Origin of the sequence: Paenibacillus sp. FSL M7-0802, assembly GCF_038004945.1 — a bacterium.
GTDB lineage: Bacteria > Bacillota > Bacilli > Paenibacillales > Paenibacillaceae > Paenibacillus > Paenibacillus polymyxa_B.
Window position 1 is genome coordinate 2624282 of record NZ_JBBOSD010000001.1, and the last position, 16374, is coordinate 2640655.

Annotated in this window: 13 protein-coding genes and 1 other RNA gene; 1 reads left to right on the forward strand and 13 read right to left on the reverse strand. The window is 47.6% G+C overall.

What is annotated here, in order from left to right; all coding sequences use genetic code 11:
• Positions 1-59: 59 nt before the first annotated feature.
• The 9 genes from ffs to rpoE all read right to left on the reverse strand — a co-directional run bounded on the left by ffs (position 60) and on the right by rpoE (position 9488).
• An RNA gene (ffs, locus tag MHB54_RS12290) (signal recognition particle sRNA large type) lies at positions 60-326 on the reverse strand.
• Positions 327-436: 110 nt separating this feature from the next.
• The gene (gene rpmE / locus MHB54_RS12295; protein ID WP_025719104.1) at positions 437-634 is read right to left on the reverse strand and encodes a 50S ribosomal protein L31; all 198 of its coding nucleotides are present in this window, start codon (positions 632-634) and stop codon (positions 437-439) included.
• A 156-nt stretch (positions 635-790) separates the two neighbouring features.
• The gene (locus MHB54_RS12300; protein ID WP_061831800.1) at positions 791-2062 is read right to left on the reverse strand and encodes a radical SAM protein; all 1272 of its coding nucleotides are present in this window, start codon (positions 2060-2062) and stop codon (positions 791-793) included.
• 95 nt (positions 2063-2157) lie between these two features.
• Positions 2158-3495, reverse strand: a complete 1338-nt coding sequence (rho, locus tag MHB54_RS12305; protein ID WP_069080583.1) for a transcription termination factor Rho — start codon at positions 3493-3495, stop codon at positions 2158-2160.
• Positions 3496-3754: 259 nt separating this feature from the next.
• Positions 3755-5008, reverse strand: coding sequence for a UDP-N-acetylglucosamine 1-carboxyvinyltransferase (locus MHB54_RS12310; protein WP_013308220.1), 1254 nt, complete (start codon positions 5006-5008; stop codon positions 3755-3757).
• A gap of 240 nt (positions 5009-5248) precedes the next feature.
• The gene (fba, locus tag MHB54_RS12315) at positions 5249-6103 is read right to left on the reverse strand and encodes a class II fructose-1,6-bisphosphate aldolase (protein ID WP_013308219.1); all 855 of its coding nucleotides are present in this window, start codon (positions 6101-6103) and stop codon (positions 5249-5251) included.
• A 247-nt stretch (positions 6104-6350) separates the two neighbouring features.
• Complete coding sequence (locus MHB54_RS12320; protein WP_013308218.1) at positions 6351-6719, reverse strand: response regulator; 369 nt, start codon at positions 6717-6719, stop codon at positions 6351-6353.
• Between the two features lie 213 nt (positions 6720-6932).
• Positions 6933-8534 carry a CTP synthase gene (locus MHB54_RS12325; protein WP_028542570.1) on the reverse strand — a complete coding sequence of 534 codons (1602 nt, stop codon included), beginning with the start codon at positions 8532-8534 and terminating at the stop codon, positions 6933-6935.
• Positions 8535-8936: 402 nt separating this feature from the next.
• A complete protein-coding gene (gene rpoE / locus MHB54_RS12330) occupies positions 8937-9488 on the reverse strand; it encodes a DNA-directed RNA polymerase subunit delta (protein ID WP_013308216.1) in 552 nt (183 codons plus the stop codon).
• A gap of 404 nt (positions 9489-9892) precedes the next feature.
• Between rpoE and MHB54_RS12335 the strand changes: the two genes are divergently transcribed.
• Positions 9893-11053 carry a S8 family peptidase gene (locus MHB54_RS12335; protein ID WP_053324366.1) on the forward strand — a complete coding sequence of 387 codons (1161 nt, stop codon included), beginning with the start codon at positions 9893-9895 and terminating at the stop codon, positions 11051-11053.
• A gap of 14 nt (positions 11054-11067) precedes the next feature.
• Here the strand turns inward: MHB54_RS12335 and MHB54_RS12340 are convergent, their stop codons facing one another.
• From MHB54_RS12340 to MHB54_RS12355, 4 genes are read right to left on the reverse strand one after another with little or no spacing between them, the layout of a single operon-like run.
• A complete protein-coding gene (locus MHB54_RS12340; RefSeq protein WP_076265416.1) occupies positions 11068-12453 on the reverse strand; it encodes an MBL fold metallo-hydrolase in 1386 nt (461 codons plus the stop codon).
• Positions 12450-14120 (reverse strand): ABC transporter permease, encoded by a 1671-nt coding sequence (locus tag MHB54_RS12345; protein ID WP_028542573.1) that lies wholly within the window; start codon positions 14118-14120, stop codon positions 12450-12452. Before MHB54_RS12345 ends, MHB54_RS12340 begins: the two co-directional genes overlap by 4 nt.
• A 4-nt stretch (positions 14121-14124) precedes the next feature.
• Positions 14125-15195, reverse strand: coding sequence for an ABC transporter substrate-binding protein (locus MHB54_RS12350; protein ID WP_068939380.1), 1071 nt, complete (start codon positions 15193-15195; stop codon positions 14125-14127).
• A gap of 20 nt (positions 15196-15215) precedes the next feature.
• Entirely contained in the window at positions 15216-16214 is a 999-nt protein-coding gene (locus MHB54_RS12355; protein ID WP_069080580.1) for an ABC transporter ATP-binding protein, read from the reverse strand.
• Positions 16215-16374: the final 160 nt, after the last annotated feature.

The window sequence follows — 16374 nt, forward strand, 5'->3', positions numbered from 1 at the left end:
TAAAACACAAAAAAACATCTTCGCAATGATTGCCAAGATGTTCTAATTACCAATATATACCGTGCACCTGTTATTGATCGTTGTGATCCGAGCGGCAATCCTGAACAACAACTCGGGCTAGGCAACCCTCCGGCACAAGAGTGGACCTGCTTATGGCTGCTTCCTTCCGGACCTGACCAGGTTCACAAGTACTCATTGCGGAGGACCCAGCCGTCAACATTGTGCGCAGGGACCAGCCTCACATCAACAACACCTCTAACAGGAATTCAACCTCGCTATAGCGGATTGCGAGTTACAGGGCACCGCTACCTCCCCATCTAGCACGGTGAAAATAAGTATATCTTAAGGCCGCATAAAAAGCAAATACACATTATTACAAAAAGAGCCCTCTGCAGTTGCAGAAGGCTCTAATAACTTTATAACCTGCGGTAATCCATTAGATACCGTATTTCTTTTTGAAACGATCCACGCGTCCACCAGCATCAATAAATTTCTGCTTGCCTGTGAAGAATGGGTGGCAGGCGGAGCAAATCTCCACACGCAGAGATCCTTTCACAGAACCAGTTTCAAACGAATTTCCGCAAGCACAAGTGACATTAGTTACGTTAAAATTTGGTTGAATAGCTTGTTGCATTGAACTTTCACCTCTTTCCGCCCTGAACGTCCTATCAGTCCAGAGTTGTATGAACACATGTTCACATTATAGCACTTGAATATGAGCGTTTCAACAACTCTTTTCTGCATTCAAAGATGGCATAAAATAGGTGTGTTTCAAGTTACATCGACCATTTTAGGCCTTGGCAAATTTGGGACGTGCCAGCCCTTGTGGCGGTACATGAGTGTAAGAACCGATGACTACATCAGGCAGCTCCTCACGATAAATCTCAAGCATTTGCTTCATACCAAGAATCTCACCTTGAGCAGGTGGAATCAACTCCAGATAGCTTTCAGGATCGATATTCAAGTTACGCATTTGAATCAGCTTGAGCTTAGTACGTTTGGCAAATTCAATCATTGCCTCAATTTCTTCCTCTCGGTCAGTTACACCCGGAAAAATTAAATAGTTAATCGACGTATATACTCCCTGTTCGGAAGCATAACGAAGTGATTTTTCCACATTAGCCAACGTGTAACCGCGCGGCTTGTAATACGCATTGTAGTGATCGTCCAGTGCACTAATGGTACTAACGCGCATCAGATCAAGACCCGCATCCACGATTCCCCGGATATGATCGCTCAATCCCGCATTCGTATTGATATTGATGTATCCCATATCGGTAATGGAACGCACCTCTTTGATCGAATCAATAATCAGTTTGGCTTGTGTGGAAGGCTCACCTTCGCACCCTTGGCCAAAACTGATGATGGACTCCGGTGTCTTCAAATGTTCCAGCATAACTTCTACAATTTCTTCGACGCGAGGACGGAAGTTCATTCTTGTCTGCGGAGATACGAAACCACTGTCATCCGGCTGTTCAGATATACACCCAAAGCAACCCGCATTACAAGAATAAGATACCGGAACTCCTCCTTCCCAGCGATTCAGGAATGTGTTCGAGGAAGTAAGACATTCGTAGCCCAGCGCACAGTTAGACAAATGTTGGTACAGCCGATTTTCGGGATATTGCTCCGTCATCCGCTGCACACCCAATTTAACTTGATGACGGTCACAGTTTTCCGGATTCCACTTGGATGGACTGTCACTCTGCTCTGCCGTTACATAAAATGCCCCGTCTTTCCAGACTACAGCCGAATAACCGAACAAGGGAAGTTTGTACTCCTTATCGGTCTTCACATATCCCGGCAGGCACAAGCGTGTAAAACCTTGCGGCAATAAAGCCCCTACTGCTTGCATATCTCCGGGAAGAGAAACCATTTCCCCTGTTTCAGGGTTCATACCGACCGGGCGAGTGCTGGGTAGGCTTACCAATGTAGCTCCTTCCGGTAACGGAATAAGCTCATCCTCCATGATTTCAACAATCATGTCTGCACTACGGGCAAGCCCATACAAAGAAGCATGATCATATACATTGCCTTTTTCGTCGGCATACACCAAATACATTATGGAGCTCCTTTCGCTCCGTTAAGCCTGCGCCATTAACAAAATGAATGGTAACGACTGTGTACTTACGGAACAGATAAAATACATGATGGGTTTTAGTTGGTTGTGGCCGGGACTGACGCTGTGGTAGAACGCGCCGTTCTCCGTTGTTGCCCACCAGAACTGCTTTGCGAGCCACTGGAAGAAGGTGCCGTCAAATCAAACGAAGCCAAAAACTCAGCATTAGTTTTGCTATTACGCAGCTTTTTGAGGAAGCCTTCCACAAAATCATGGCTTTCCGTCATATTTTTACGAATGGCCCAGATGGTATCCAATTCTTCCTTATTCAACAACACTTCCTCACGGCGTGTGCCGGAACGACGAATATCAATCGCAGGAAAGATACGACGTTCTGCCAGCTTGCGGTCCAAATGCAGCTCCATGTTGCCTGTACCTTTAAACTCCTCATAGATGATATCGTCCATGCGTGATCCTGTATCAATCAGCGCTGTAGCAAGAATCGTCAAGCTACCGCCTTCCTCCACATTCCGAGCCGCACCAAAAAAGCGCTTTGGACGGTGAAATGCCGCCGGATCAATACCCCCGCTCAAAGTACGACCAGAAGGAGGGATAACGAGATTGTACGCACGAGCCAAACGTGTGATGCTATCCAACAGGATGACAACATCCTTTTTATGTTCTACGAGACGCAGCGCACGCTCCAACACGAGTTCTGCCACTTTGATGTGATTTTCAGGAAGTTCGTCAAATGTAGAGGCCACAACTTCACCTTTAACAGAACGCTGCATGTCGGTCACTTCTTCGGGGCGTTCATCAATCAACAAGACAAAAAGCTCGATCTCGGGATTGTTGGTAGAAATGCTATTGGCAATTTCTTTGAGGAGAAGCGTCTTCCCAGCTTTGGGAGGTGCTACAATGAGTCCGCGCTGTCCAAGTCCGACAGGGGCCAGTACATCCATAATTCTCGTAGACAAATGGTTGGGGGAAGTTTCAAGGACTAATTTGGTTTGCGGATACAGTGGAGTCAGTGCAGGAAAATGTAGCCGCTCAGCAGCTTGCTCAGGACTTCTTCCATTGACGGCGTTAACTTGAAGCAATCCAAAATATCGTTCATTCTCTTTTGGCGTTCGGCATTTACCGGAAACAAGATCGCCTGTCCTCAAGTCAAACTTGCGGATTTGTGAAGCAGAGATGTAAATATCTTCGGTACTCGGGAGATAATTGATCGGCCTCAGAAAGCCGTAACCTTCGGGAAGGATTTCCAGAACCCCCTGCATAAACATCAATCCGCTCTTCTCAGCTTGTGCGCGCAGGATGGCGAAAATTAATTCTTTCTTTTTGAGCGTTCCGTAGTACGGGATCTGGTATTGCTTGGCCAGCTTGTACAGGTCGGTCAGCTTCATTTCTTCCAGATCGGAAATTTGCAGATCCATATAATAACCACCTATTCAATTATTAAGTCCATTCATACATCTAAATGATAGACAATGATATCATAAACACCATTAACATAATTTTAACCAAAACAAATAAAGTTATGCAGCCATCTGCCTGGATTATACCGAATTATTCCGGTTTTCCGATAAAAGATTGTTAGGTATGAACCACAATCATTTATCAAGCAGCGGCTGCATAGGTGTTGCCCGTTCTATTGCTTTCGTTCCGGGAGTTCGAAAAAACTGCATGGTTTAATTATTCAGTCTGCCTCCATACATCCGCGCCCAAAAGACGCAGGTTGGAGACAAGGTGATCATAACCACGGTCAATGTACTCGACACCCGTCACCTCGGTTACGCCTTCGCTTACTGTAAGTCCAGCAATGACAAGGGCCGCTCCGGCGCGCAGATCTGCTGCTTTTACTTTAGCTGCATTCAGTTGACCACCCTCTATAATGGCGGACCGACCCTCTACGCGAATTTTAGCCCCCATTCGCACCAGCTCAGGGACGTGCTTAAAACGATTGCTGTACACAAAATCGCTCAATACACTGACACCCTGTGCTTGGGTAAGCAAGCTGGTCATGGGAGATTGTAAATCTGTGGCGAATCCGGGGTATATCAAGGCTTTAACGTCAACATGTTCATAGGAAGGTGCACCCAGTACGCGAATACTTTCATCATATTCCTCGATGCCGATGCCCATTTCCTGCATTTTTGCAGTGAGAGCCTCCATATGTTTGGGGATTACGTTGTCAATCAATACATTTCCACGGGTTGCCGCAGCGGCAATCATATATGTGCCCGCTTGTATACGGTCAGGTATGATCGAATGACGGCAACCATGCAGCTCCGACACACCTTCAATTCGAATCGTTTCCGTACCGGCGCCTTTAATAATGGCCCCCATGGAGTTTAAAAGGGTTGCTACATCTATAATCTCAGGCTCTTTAGCCGCATTTTCAATAATTGTGGCGCCTTTGGCACGTGCTGCCGCCAGCATAATATTAATGGTAGCGCCTACGCTGCTAACATCCAAATAAATTTTGGTTCCGCGCAGTTCTTTGGCGTGCAAATGAATAGCACCGTGCTCGTTCGTAACCGTGGCACCCAGCGCTTCAAAACCTTTAATATGCTGATCAATGGGCCGGGGTTCGAAATTGCACCCTCCTGGCAAACCGATGATCGCTTCCTTGAATCTGCCCAGCATGGCTCCCATCATATAATAAGAGGCTCGTAATTTCTTAACAGGCCCATTCGGCATAGGAATGGATTTAATAGAGGAAGGATCTATTTTCATCTGGCTACCTTCCCAGGTAACCGTTGCACCAAGTTCCTCCAGTATTTCGGAATACACCGCCACATCACTCAACAGTGGCAAATTGTCCAAAATGACTTCCGACTCTGCCAGAATGGCTGCGGGAATCAAGGCGATGGCACTGTTTTTGGCACCGCTGATGGAAACTGTACCTTGAAGCGGCCGTCCACCGGTGATCATCAATTTTTCCATAAGCTTGAGGGTCCCCCTACGTGTTTTGCAGTCGGTCAAACAATAATCTCAAACAATAATCTCAAATCATAAACTTTTAACTTTTTTAGTGGTGAAAATGGAAAGACACCGGCTAAGCGGTGTGCTTTCCATACCAAACTATTCAACTGTACAGATTTAAATATTTTGTGCAGCAGAACTACAGCTACAACTAAGAAATACATCTAGCCTGTGCAGACGCACGACCAGTTTAATTCATTATTACGCTTTGTTGTTGGAACCGAACTCACGAATTTTACCGATAACGGTTTGTTTAATCGCTTCACGACCTGGAGCGATGAATGTACGTGGGTCATAAGCATCCGGTTTCTCAGCAAGCACTTCACGAACCACTTTCGCAAATACGATTTGGTTCTCAGTGTTTACATTGATTTTGGAAGTTCCCAGGGAGATTGCTTTTTTAATGTCATGTGTTGGGATACCAGTACCACCGTGCAGAACGAGTGGAAGTTTGATTGCATTGCAGATCTCTTCCATTTCTTTGAATCCGAGGTTTGGCTCACCTTTGTAAGGTCCGTGTACGGAACCCAGTGCAGGTGCCAGTGTATCGATACCTGTTTCGTTAACGATACGCAGACAGTCGTCCAACTTAGCGTACATTACGTCGCCGACAACATCATCCTCTTGACCGCCAACCATTCCAACTTCAGCTTCAACGGAAACGCCTTTGGAATGAGCATATTCTACCACTTTTTTGGTTGTAGCAATGTTTGTGTCGATCGGGCTGTGGGAATCGTCAATCATAACGGATGTGAAACCAGCGTCGATAGCTTCTTTACATTTTTCAAAGCTGGAACCGTGGTCCAAATGGATCGCAACTGGAACGGTGATTTTCATGTCATGAATAAGACCTTCTACCATTTTAACAACAGTGTAGAATCCGCCCATGTGACGTGCTGCGCCTTCAGAAACACCCAAGATTACTGGGGATTTTTCTTCTTCAGCAGCGCCCAAAATAGCTTGAGTCCACTCCAGGTTATTAATGTTGTATTGACCTACTGCATATTTTCCTTCGAGTGCTTTGTTCAACATGTCTTTCATAGATACCAATGGCATGGTTACAGTCCTCCTAAAGGTGTTTGGGTTTGTCTATATTTTAGCCGACATCACATACGGGCTTATTATACCACAACCCATGTTAAATACTAAACAAGCTTTTGCATATCAACACATACAAAAATCACGCCCAGGACGCCGTTTTTCCATAGAATTGTATAAGGAGAGGATTTACTTTCAGTATTTCCCATAATCACAAACAAAAAACCCTGTTGTGTTAACAGAGTTCTCAACCATAGTGACTCACCTAATCACCTCTGAGTTGTTTGTTCACAGCGATCCGCATTTCGTCAATATCAAAGGGCTTGGTAAAATGCATTAGCGCACCTAGCTCCGTCGCCTCTTTAATCATGTCCAGTTCTCCATATGCTGTCATCATAATAACCTTGATATCAGGATTCATGGTTTTTAGATGCTTCAGAATTTCGAGTCCGTCCATACCTGGAATTTTCATATCGAGCAGAACCAGATCAGGTGGTTCCTTCTCAACAATTTCAAGTGCAATTTTTCCGTTCGCCGCCTGAAAGGTCTCATAACCCTCACTTCCGAACACTTCCATCAATAAAATCCGTATTCCATTCTGGTCATCGACGATTAATACTTTCTTCTTTTCCAATGTTTTAACCTCCTAAGATCTTAAAACGAGGATCATGCAGCTATTGCCATAACAGCGTCCGATGACGTACAATATCCGTCCCATACTTAAAACTATATTCGCTCCTGCAAAAAGAAAATCCTGCTCTTATACATAATTGTGGAATATTCTTTCATAATCAGGAAGCATGGGATAAAAAAAGACCTCCCTGAGGAGGTCTTACAAGCCCAAACATTAACCTTGAAGCTGCAATGCTGCCTTTACAAATTCACGGAACAAAGGCTGCGGACGATTCGGACGGGAAGTAAATTCTGGGTGGAATTGTACCGCCAGGAACCACGGATGCTCTGGGAGCTCCACAATTTCCACCAAGCGTCCATCTGGTGAAGTACCGGAAATACGAAGACCTGCTTTTTCAATAACTTCACGATATTCGTTATTGAATTCGTACCGATGACGGTGTCTTTCGTACACCAGCTCGTCGTTGTAGCAAGCCGAAGCCAGGGAACCTTCCGCCAGTTTGCATGGATACAAACCAAGACGCATCGTACCGCCCAAATCTTCGATGTCTTTTTGGTCAGGAAGCAAGTCAATGACAGGATAATCCGTAGCTGGGTTAATTTCCGAGCTGTTAGCTCCTTCGAGACCAGCCAGGGAACGGGCAACCTCAATGACAGATACCTGCATACCCAGACAAATGCCGAAGAACGGAATTTTTTGCTCCCGTGCATAACGAATGGTACTGATTTTGCCTTCAATTCCGCGATCGCCGAAGCCACCCGGTACGAGAATGCCGCCAATGCCGCCCAGCATGTCAGCTACGTTCTCGTCCGTCACTTCTTCAGCGTTCACCCAACGGATTTTTACGTCTGCATTCGCATCAAATCCAGCGTGGGAAAGTGATTCAACCACACTTAAATACGCATCATGTAATGCAACATATTTACCAACAATAGCAATCTCAACCGTTTTATCCAGCTTGCTGATTCGATCAACTAACCCTTCCCATTCGGTCATATCTGGTGCAGGTGTTGTCAGCTTGAGGTGGTTAACTACGATTTCATCCAAGCCTTCTTCACGCAGGTTCAACGGAACCTCGTAGAGGGTTGAAGCATCGCGGCATTCTACCACTGCATTCGCATCAATATCGCAGAATAATGCAATTTTTGCCTTCATATCGGAGGACAGTTCATGCTCTGTACGGCAAACAATGACATTCGGTTGGATACCGATACTGCGCAATTCTTTTACACTGTGCTGAGTTGGTTTGGTTTTAACCTCACCAGCAGCTTTAATATAAGGAATGAGCGTTACGTGAATGTACATTACATTCTCGCGCCCAACTTCGCTTTTGAGCTGACGAATAGCTTCCAAAAATGGCAAGCTTTCAATATCGCCCACAGTACCGCCGATTTCTGTAATAATTACGTCCGAACCTGCTTCACGGCCTGCACGGTACACGCGCTCCTTGATTTCGTTCGTAATATGAGGGATAACCTGCACCGTACCGCCTAAATATTCTCCGCGACGTTCTTTGCTGATTACGCTGGAATATACCTTGCCTGTTGTGACATTGCTGTTCTTGGACAGATTAATATCAATAAAGCGCTCATAGTGTCCCAAGTCAAGGTCCGTTTCCGCACCATCATCCGTTACAAACACTTCACCGTGCTGGTAAGGACTCATCGTACCCGGATCGACATTCAGGTAAGGATCAAATTTTTGAATCGTTACCTTCAGTCCCCTGTTCTTCAAAAGCCTCCCCAGTGAAGCTGCCGTAATCCCTTTGCCCAAGGAAGACACAACCCCGCCTGTCACAAAAATATACTTTGTCACTGTTCAAAACCCTCCTAGATAAGATGCAAAATTCAGGCGACATTATGATGTTATCGTAACCCGTTTGCACGGATTATCATCCATGAAGAAGGCAGCGGAATCATTTTCCATGTCCGCCGCCCTTAGCCCTCTTTCATGAGTGAAAACACCCCTATAAAAAACAAAAAAGCACTCCCGTAGTACGGGGCACTTTTATACAAAAAGCAAACATATAAGTGAATCAATCATAAGCCCAAGCAATAGTTTACCCCGTGTCCAATCCGCTGTCAAGGAAGTTATCTGTGTTAATTTGTCCATTGAACCAGATTGGAGAGAATCTACCTGAAAGCTTTAAATCAGAAGAGGTTTTCAAGAAAACGGTCATGAAAAAGGGGAGAACGCATCTCCCCTTACAGCCTGTTCCTAACGAAGCGAATCGTCGTCTTCCGTCGACTCATCGTCATTTTCATCTTCTGAATCTTCCTCATCACTGAGGTCTTCATCGTCTATAACCACGTCTTCATCACTATCATCATCATCTTCTTCTCCGTCGAACAGCTCATCTTCGCCATCCTCGTCTTCGCTATCTGCATCGAAGTCGTCATCAGAGTTGTATGTTTCTTCTTCCTCATGATAGTCATCTTCATCGTCATCGTCTTCGTCGTTAATAATGCGAGGACGCTTGGCGCCTGTCAGGGCATCTTCGGATTTATCTACCGGATACCAACGTTTCAAGCCCCACAGATTCGTACCGACACAGGCAAAACGCCCGTCAATGTTGATTTCAGTATATAGCTGAGCAATAACGTCATTAATTTCTTCGTCGGAAAAGCCACGCAATTTGGCGACTTCCTTCATCAGGTCACGGTAATAATACGGAGTATTGGCTGCTTTCAATACCATAAATGCCAAGTCCACCATTGGAGTCTCGTGGACTTTCTCCGGGTCAATCTTCAAGTTGAGTGGGGTACTCACCTAGGGACACTTCCTCTCACACGTAATTCACAAGAACATGTTTCAGAGCATACACGATACATGCAATACTAACATATCCATTATCAAAACTAAGTAAAACCTATTTGGAAGCAAATTGCAAGTTAAAGATGGGTATCGTCATAATTTCCAGTAATATCCCTCTAAACAAGACGGCACACATAAAAAGACGGGGTCCCCCCCGTCTTCGACTGTACCCGCTCCGGGAGAACCCCCCAAAGTTGTTGCACAAGAGCTTATGCCCTCCATGTATCGTATGTGTCCACGGCCACTTTGACACGACAAGCAGGCCTATTTCCATAAAAAAGGGGCAGGTTTCCCATGCCGCAGCTGACGCTTGCTCATACAATACCTCAGCATGGCTCATCGGAGGGGGACCGTCTCAAATGGACTATCCGGATTTTTTGCAGCGTTTGCATGAGGGTATTTCGGAGCCGTCCGGCAGTGGACGGAACAAACAGATCATCACGTTCGATAAGCCTCACCAATACCGGGAATGCCTGTCCTATCTCAGGAAGCTGAAACCCGAGCTTGCGGGATTACGGCAAGTACAACCGGCCCGACTAATCCGCGCTTTAATCGCTCCGCTTTCAGGGGGAGACAGGCTAGGCAAATATCACAACGGTGTTACCGTTGAAGAAGATACCCGCATGAAGGTCCACGCTGAAACTGCTCATATACCAAAAGCAGAAAAGAACCTTTCCATGCCATGGGGAGTCAAACAGGTACGTGCATACAAGGCTTGGCCTTCCTCGACAGGGAATCGGGTCAGAATCGGTGTGATTGACACAGGAGCGGATTTTCAACATCCTGATCTTCGTCATTCTCTCGCCAGAGGTATTAATTTGCTTAACCGAACCATGCTACCCTATGACGATAACGGCCATGGTACTCATATTGCTGGAACTATCGCGGCGTCCAACTATGACGAAGGTATGGTCGGCGTAGCACCACGGGCTTTAATTCATCCCGTAAAAGCATTTGATCATAATGGAGCTGCCTACGTCTCCGATATCATTCTTGGTATCGACTGGTGTGTATTAAATCGTGTCGATATCATCAATATGAGCTTTGGTATGAAGTCGCGCAGCAAGGCACTACTTGATATGGTGAATAAAGCATATCATAACGGCATCGTGATTGTAGCGTCCTCGGGAAATGAGGGCAAGCGCCGAAGTATTGACTATCCAGCCCGCTATTCCCAGACGATTTCAGTGGGGGCTACTGACAAATACAGACGCATCGCACCTTTCAGCAACCGAGGGCAATTTGTAGATGTATACGCACCGGGCGAAAAGATCACCTCCTCCTGGATCCATGGCAAGCATCACGAAATGAGCGGTACCTCTATGGCTACTTCCCATGTGACCGGAAGCATCGCACTTCTCCTTTCACTGAGACCGGAACTGGAGCCTGGAGAAATCAAAGCGCTGCTTAAGCGTACCGCCACACCGCTACGCCTGCGTAAAAGCGCTGGACGCAGCTCTATCTCCACCAAACTTGGCGAAGTCGATGCCTTCCGATTGATGCAGGAGGGCACGAAGTAAATGATGATGTGATGCTAAACCTCTAGTGTAGCGCCCGGCTCCAAAGAATGAACTTTTCTGGCAGGACTTTCACACCCACGATTTCCTGCTCTTATCAACTCATCTCGTACCAGGTCAGTCTGCAGCTTTGGCGCATGAACGAGTACAACCTGTTTGCTAGGCAGCTCCTTCAGCATTTGCCGCACATCTGATAATCCCTGATGCACCTTGTAAATCAAATGCCGAGCTACACAGCTGTCATTTTGATCTGCACGTTCCAACAGATGTTTGCCAAAAGAACCATGTGGAGCATGCCCGGTCAATATAACACTGTTGCTAATGCTTTCTCCGCTATCTTCACCCTCCCCCATGTTGCGGTTATCCGATAGAAACTGATAGTACCAGCGCGCCTGTGGGGAATCCATCATGCCGTCTCTTGTTATGATAATAGCCGTTGGGTTCTGTTCCAGCAGACTCACTCGTTCAGAAGCATCACGAGGCACGAAGACCCTGTCACTGTTTAGCACATGTTTTATTCGCGCTGGAGCTTCTGGACGCAGCCATTCTTTCCAGCGGTTTAACTGTTTCAATCCCTGCCATATATCGTGCTCTACAATCATTGCCTGTGCAGGGAATTGCTCGCTAGCCCATACGATCAAGTCCTGCCCTCTGCCAAAGACAGGCACCGGCAACAACACATGACCACCAGACAATAATATCCGCTCCATCTCGACCCTCAGCCGCTCCAGCTTAACAGGCTGCGGGTCTATATCCATGCCATAGGCATTGTCCATAATGGATATGTCCGCTAGATTGGGCTCTGACTTCCATTCAGGCAGGTCATGCAACCCCTCCCCAACACCCAAGTCTGGCGCATCGGCAGCAAGAAGCTCAGATTCGCGGCTGTAATCTCCAGAAAAAAACAACCGCTTCCCTTCCATTTCTACCGCATACCACACTGCACCAGCCAAATGTCCACTGCGTCCCCACATGATTCTCACACCCGGACAAGCCTCAAGCCATTCTCCTGCTGGCGCTTCATCTTCTAGATAGCGATAAGCAATGGATTGGATATCCTGTACGTCGTATGGCAATTCGGCTCCTCTCGATTCAACATAAGTATGCCAGGAGCGAAAATAGGAGCCTAGCTGCTCAGCGGTGGCCTTGGTCGTCCAGACCTCCCCCTGGTATCCATACTTGTACAGTAAGGGGAGCGCCATGGAATGATCCTCATGTGCATGAGACAGCAATACAGTGGTCAGTCCCTCCGCCTTTTGCGGCGGAAAAATCGGATATTGTCCGGTTCCTTCCTTCTTCACGCCACAATCCAGCATGACGCGATGCTGCGTTCCTTCAAAAACATAGCAGGAGCGGCCATGTTCGCCCGCTCCTCCCCAAATCCTAAGCTTGGTCATGATCATTTCCACTTTCTTTGCGAGTTTAAGCTTTCCATTAAGATCAGCAGCAGTGTGGTCATTCCGACCGATATGACGGCCATCGCCATCCCAAGTGACACCTGTCCCTGCTCAAATTGTGCAAATATGTAGGTTGCAGACGTCTGAACGGATGGCGGCAAAATCAGCAACGATCCTACCAGCTCGCGTGAAGCAATGGTAAATGTCATCATCCAACCAGCGAGCATTCCCGGTACAATCAGCGGCAGCACAATCCGGCGGAATATGTAAGACGGTCGCCCGCCAAATACCTGTCCCGCCTGAAAAAGACCAGTGTCCACCTGCGTAAAGGCGCTTTTGACATACTGCACCGTATAAGGAACAAACAAGATAACATACGTCAGAATGACCATGCCGTATGTGTTATACAAAGGGATCGGCATCCATGGTGAGTTCCACCACAAAATCAGGCCGACCACCATAACAATTCCCGGCACCGTATTCGGAAGCAAGCTAAATGCATCAACCGTCCGTTGGATTCTTGTGCGTGAGCCGCCAATGACAAGCGCAAACCAAGTGCCCAGCACCACAGCAAGCGTCGAAGCGCCCAAAGAGAGAAATACGCTGTTCAGGAGCGCCTCCATGCTCTCTGATCCCCAAGACAGCAGTTCCTTGTAAGAGTCGAGCGTCAAATTATCCCAGGCGAGCCCAATTCCCCTCAGCTTCATCGTCGAGGCTGAAAGAATTGAAAAATAAGGAATGCCAATGGACGCAATGAGCAACAATAGAATGTATGCAACACTCAGCCCCGTAGTCCAGCCGGATATACGAAGACGGGACGGACGCGAACCTTTACCACCTACCAGCCTGTACGTAAACTTTCGGTTGATCACCGATTGCGCATACCACATGAGCAGGCAGGCGGTTAACAGCACCGAGGCCATTGACGTCGCTTTGCCAAAATCTATGGGCCAGCTGGAAATATATTTGTGAATTTCCGAAGTCATGACCTCATACCCGATACGTCGCCCAAAGGTAGCAGGGGTGCCAAACTCGGCAATCGTTTTAACGAAAATGAGCAACGCGCCCATTCCGTAAGCTGAAAGCAGCAGCGGTAAAATGATTCGACGGAATCTGTACAGAAAGCCGCCGCCCATTACGGCACCCGCCTCTTCCAGGCTCCCGCCAATCCTCACCAGCGCCCCGCGCAGCAGCAGGTACAGGAATGGAAACAGATGCAGGCTCATGATCATCACCATGCCACCAAGGCTGAAGAAGGACGGCGTTAAGAAATGCAGGTCCGGGAACAACTGCTCCAGATATCCGTTTTTTTGCATGAACAGAATCCAGCCCATGGAACCGATATAGGGCGGGGTCATAAACGGAATCAGCAACACGACATCCAACCAGCGCCAGTGTGCAAGACGAGTGTTGGACATGATCCATGCTAGCGGAAGCGCAAGTACCGTCGTTCCTGCAATCACACAGATGCCTAGCCAAATCGAGCTGAATAGCACTCCCGCAAATGGTGAAGCAGCTAACGTTCGAAAAGGCGCATCCCATTGAAATTTTTCATCAACATACACACTTTGGATAAAGATTTGCAGCAACGGCATCACAATCAGGAAAAGAAGCGCGATCAGAGCCAGCGTCAGACACCACGCTCTGATGTGTTTAACGGATAAGCCTCCCATCGGCTTACTTGAACATTTGCGTGAACTTCTCCGTCACGTCTGATCCGTGCTCACCCATCCACTCCCAATTGGTTTTCAACAATGGAATCTCGTCCAGGTTGGCACGCTTGTCGGCTTTGATATCCGTGCGGCCTGGGAGTAAAGAGGCATCAGCTACTAGTTTCTGTGCCTCATCCGACAACAGATAGTCAATGAATGCCTTCGCATTCTGCTCATGCTGCGTTGACTTGAGAATTGCGGCAGGACGTGGGCTGATGACTGTTCCCTCTGTCGGATAGACGATGTCAATCGGCTCGCCTTTGGCTTTTGCCTTGTAGGTCATGTAATCAACCGCAGCGACGACTATACCTTTAGCTCCGGTAATCACGGGGTCCAGCGCTTCCTGATTGGCACCAGCCATAGCAACGCCGTTAGCCTTGTACTGCTCGAACAACGTCCAGCCTCCATCGCCCTTGGCGCTCAGATAGCCTGTCATAAAATCCAACGCTGAGCCGGACAGGGATGGATCGGGAATATTAACCTGATCCTTGTACTCAGGCTTCGCCAAATCAGCCCATGAAGTTGGTGGTGTTTTCACCAGCTTCGTGTTATACGCAATGCCCAGAGCAGAAGCACTAGTACTGAAGTAGTTGCCCTCCTTATCGGACCAGTCTGGATTTAGCTTGTCTGCGTTCTTGGCATCCGGGTAAGGCAGCGTAATTCCTTCCTTTTTCAAGCCTTGTACAGACGGAAGCGATGCCAGCACAACCACGTCCGCTACCGGATTCGTCTTCTCGGCTTCCATGCGGGCCAAAATTTTTCCTGTCGTTCCCTGGAACAACTCTACCTTAACTCCGCTCTGCGCCTCATACCCTGCTACCAGCTTTTTCGCCAGTCCATCCGGGCCTGCGCTGTAGACCACCAGCTTCTGATCGGTGGATGCTGCCTCCGCTTGTCCTGCTGATCCATTAGCTGGCGCCCCATCCTTGGATGGCGTTGCTGTTCCGCAACCCGCCACAGCGAGTCCAAAAGTCAATGTTAATGCGAGCATCGTCCCTTTTTTCCATCCTGTACGAAAAACATGCCTATTCATCATCTTATATTTACCCCTTTTCCCTATGCTTCAAGTTGGTGGATGTGTTGCGGTGATACCCAAATGTGCATTTGTTGACCTATGGGCAAGCGGATGGAATGATATGCAGTCCATTGTTCGCCGTTCTCGGCTAGTATACGAATTTCATAACGATCGCCGACATAGCTGACATGCAGGATCTCTACTGTAAAAGCATGCTGATCCGCTTGCTCCTGTTCCCAACGGACATGTTCAGGACGAAATAGTGCCCGTTCCGACCCCAGCCAGTTGGATTTGCCAATAAACCTCGCCACCTCTGGATGAGCCGGGCAACCGTAGATCACCTCTGGTGTTCCGGTCTGCAAAATATGTCCACTTTTCATAACAACTACTTCATCAGACATTGACATAGCCTCGATCTGATCATGGGTGACATATAGGGCGGTCAGCCCCAGATCGCGCACAAGCGATAGCATCTCAATGCGCATCTCCTCCCGTAGCACCGCATCCAGCGCACTGAGCGGCTCGTCGAACAAAACAAGTCGAGGCCGGATAGCAACCGCTCTTGCAAAGGCAACCCGCTGCTGCTGACCACCGGACAGCTGATGAGGATACCGATCCTCCATCCCTGACAATCTGACCATGTCGAGCGCCTCCAGCACCACTGTCCGCAGTTCCTTGTCTCGAGCGCTGGCGAACCCTTTCCCACGCTTGCCCGCACGCAGGCCGAAGGCCACATTTTCAAACACCGTCATATGCGGCCACAACGCGAAATCCTGAAAGACCATGCCAAAGTGGCGGAGATGGGCGGGAATATCCTTTTTGCGTTCTGCCGAAAAAAGAATTTCCTCTCCCATCGTGATTGTGCCAGTATCCGGTATCTCCAGACCAGCAATCAAGCGCAAGAGCGTTGTTTTCCCACAGCCGGACGGTCCGAGCAGTGTTGTGAATTTGCCCCGTCGTACTACCAGATTCGTCTCATGCAGCGCTGTTATTTGGCTGAAGGTTTTACTTAATCCGTGAATATATAGATCCTGATTCATCGCATTACCTGCCTGTTCTTCTGACTGACCCCAGTGTAAAACTTGAATTCGCCACCTGTATTATTGGAAAGTTAAAACAAAATTAATTATTTCAATGAATTGTGTTAACACTCATAGATTTAATCTATATAGAGGGGATTGATGCTGCTCCCCAAAGAAG

What these genes read in the sequence shown, in the direction of transcription:
- MHB54_RS12345 (WP_028542573.1), bottom strand. Translation starts at nt 14,120, where the DNA reads ATGGGAGGCTTATCCGTTAAACACATCAGAGCGTGGTGTCTGACGCTG.
- rho (WP_069080583.1), bottom strand. Translation starts at nt 3,495, where the DNA reads ATGGATCTGCAAATTTCCGATCTGGAAGAAATGAAGCTGACCGACCTG.
- MHB54_RS12300 (WP_061831800.1), bottom strand. Translation starts at nt 2,062, where the DNA reads ATGTATTTGGTGTATGCCGACGAAAAAGGCAATGTATATGATCATGCT.
- MHB54_RS12335 (WP_053324366.1), top strand. Translation starts at nt 9,893, where the DNA reads ATGGACTATCCGGATTTTTTGCAGCGTTTGCATGAGGGTATTTCGGAG.
- rpmE (WP_025719104.1), bottom strand. Translation starts at nt 634, where the DNA reads ATGCAACAAGCTATTCAACCAAATTTTAACGTAACTAATGTCACTTGT.
- MHB54_RS12340 (WP_076265416.1), bottom strand. Translation starts at nt 12,453, where the DNA reads ATGATCATGACCAAGCTTAGGATTTGGGGAGGAGCGGGCGAACATGGC.
- MHB54_RS12310 (WP_013308220.1), bottom strand. Translation starts at nt 5,008, where the DNA reads ATGGAAAAATTGATGATCACCGGTGGACGGCCGCTTCAAGGTACAGTT.
- MHB54_RS12350 (WP_068939380.1), bottom strand. Translation starts at nt 15,195, where the DNA reads ATGATGAATAGGCATGTTTTTCGTACAGGATGGAAAAAAGGGACGATG.
- MHB54_RS12355 (WP_069080580.1), bottom strand. Translation starts at nt 16,214, where the DNA reads ATGAATCAGGATCTATATATTCACGGATTAAGTAAAACCTTCAGCCAA.
- fba (WP_013308219.1), bottom strand. Translation starts at nt 6,103, where the DNA reads ATGCCATTGGTATCTATGAAAGACATGTTGAACAAAGCACTCGAAGGA.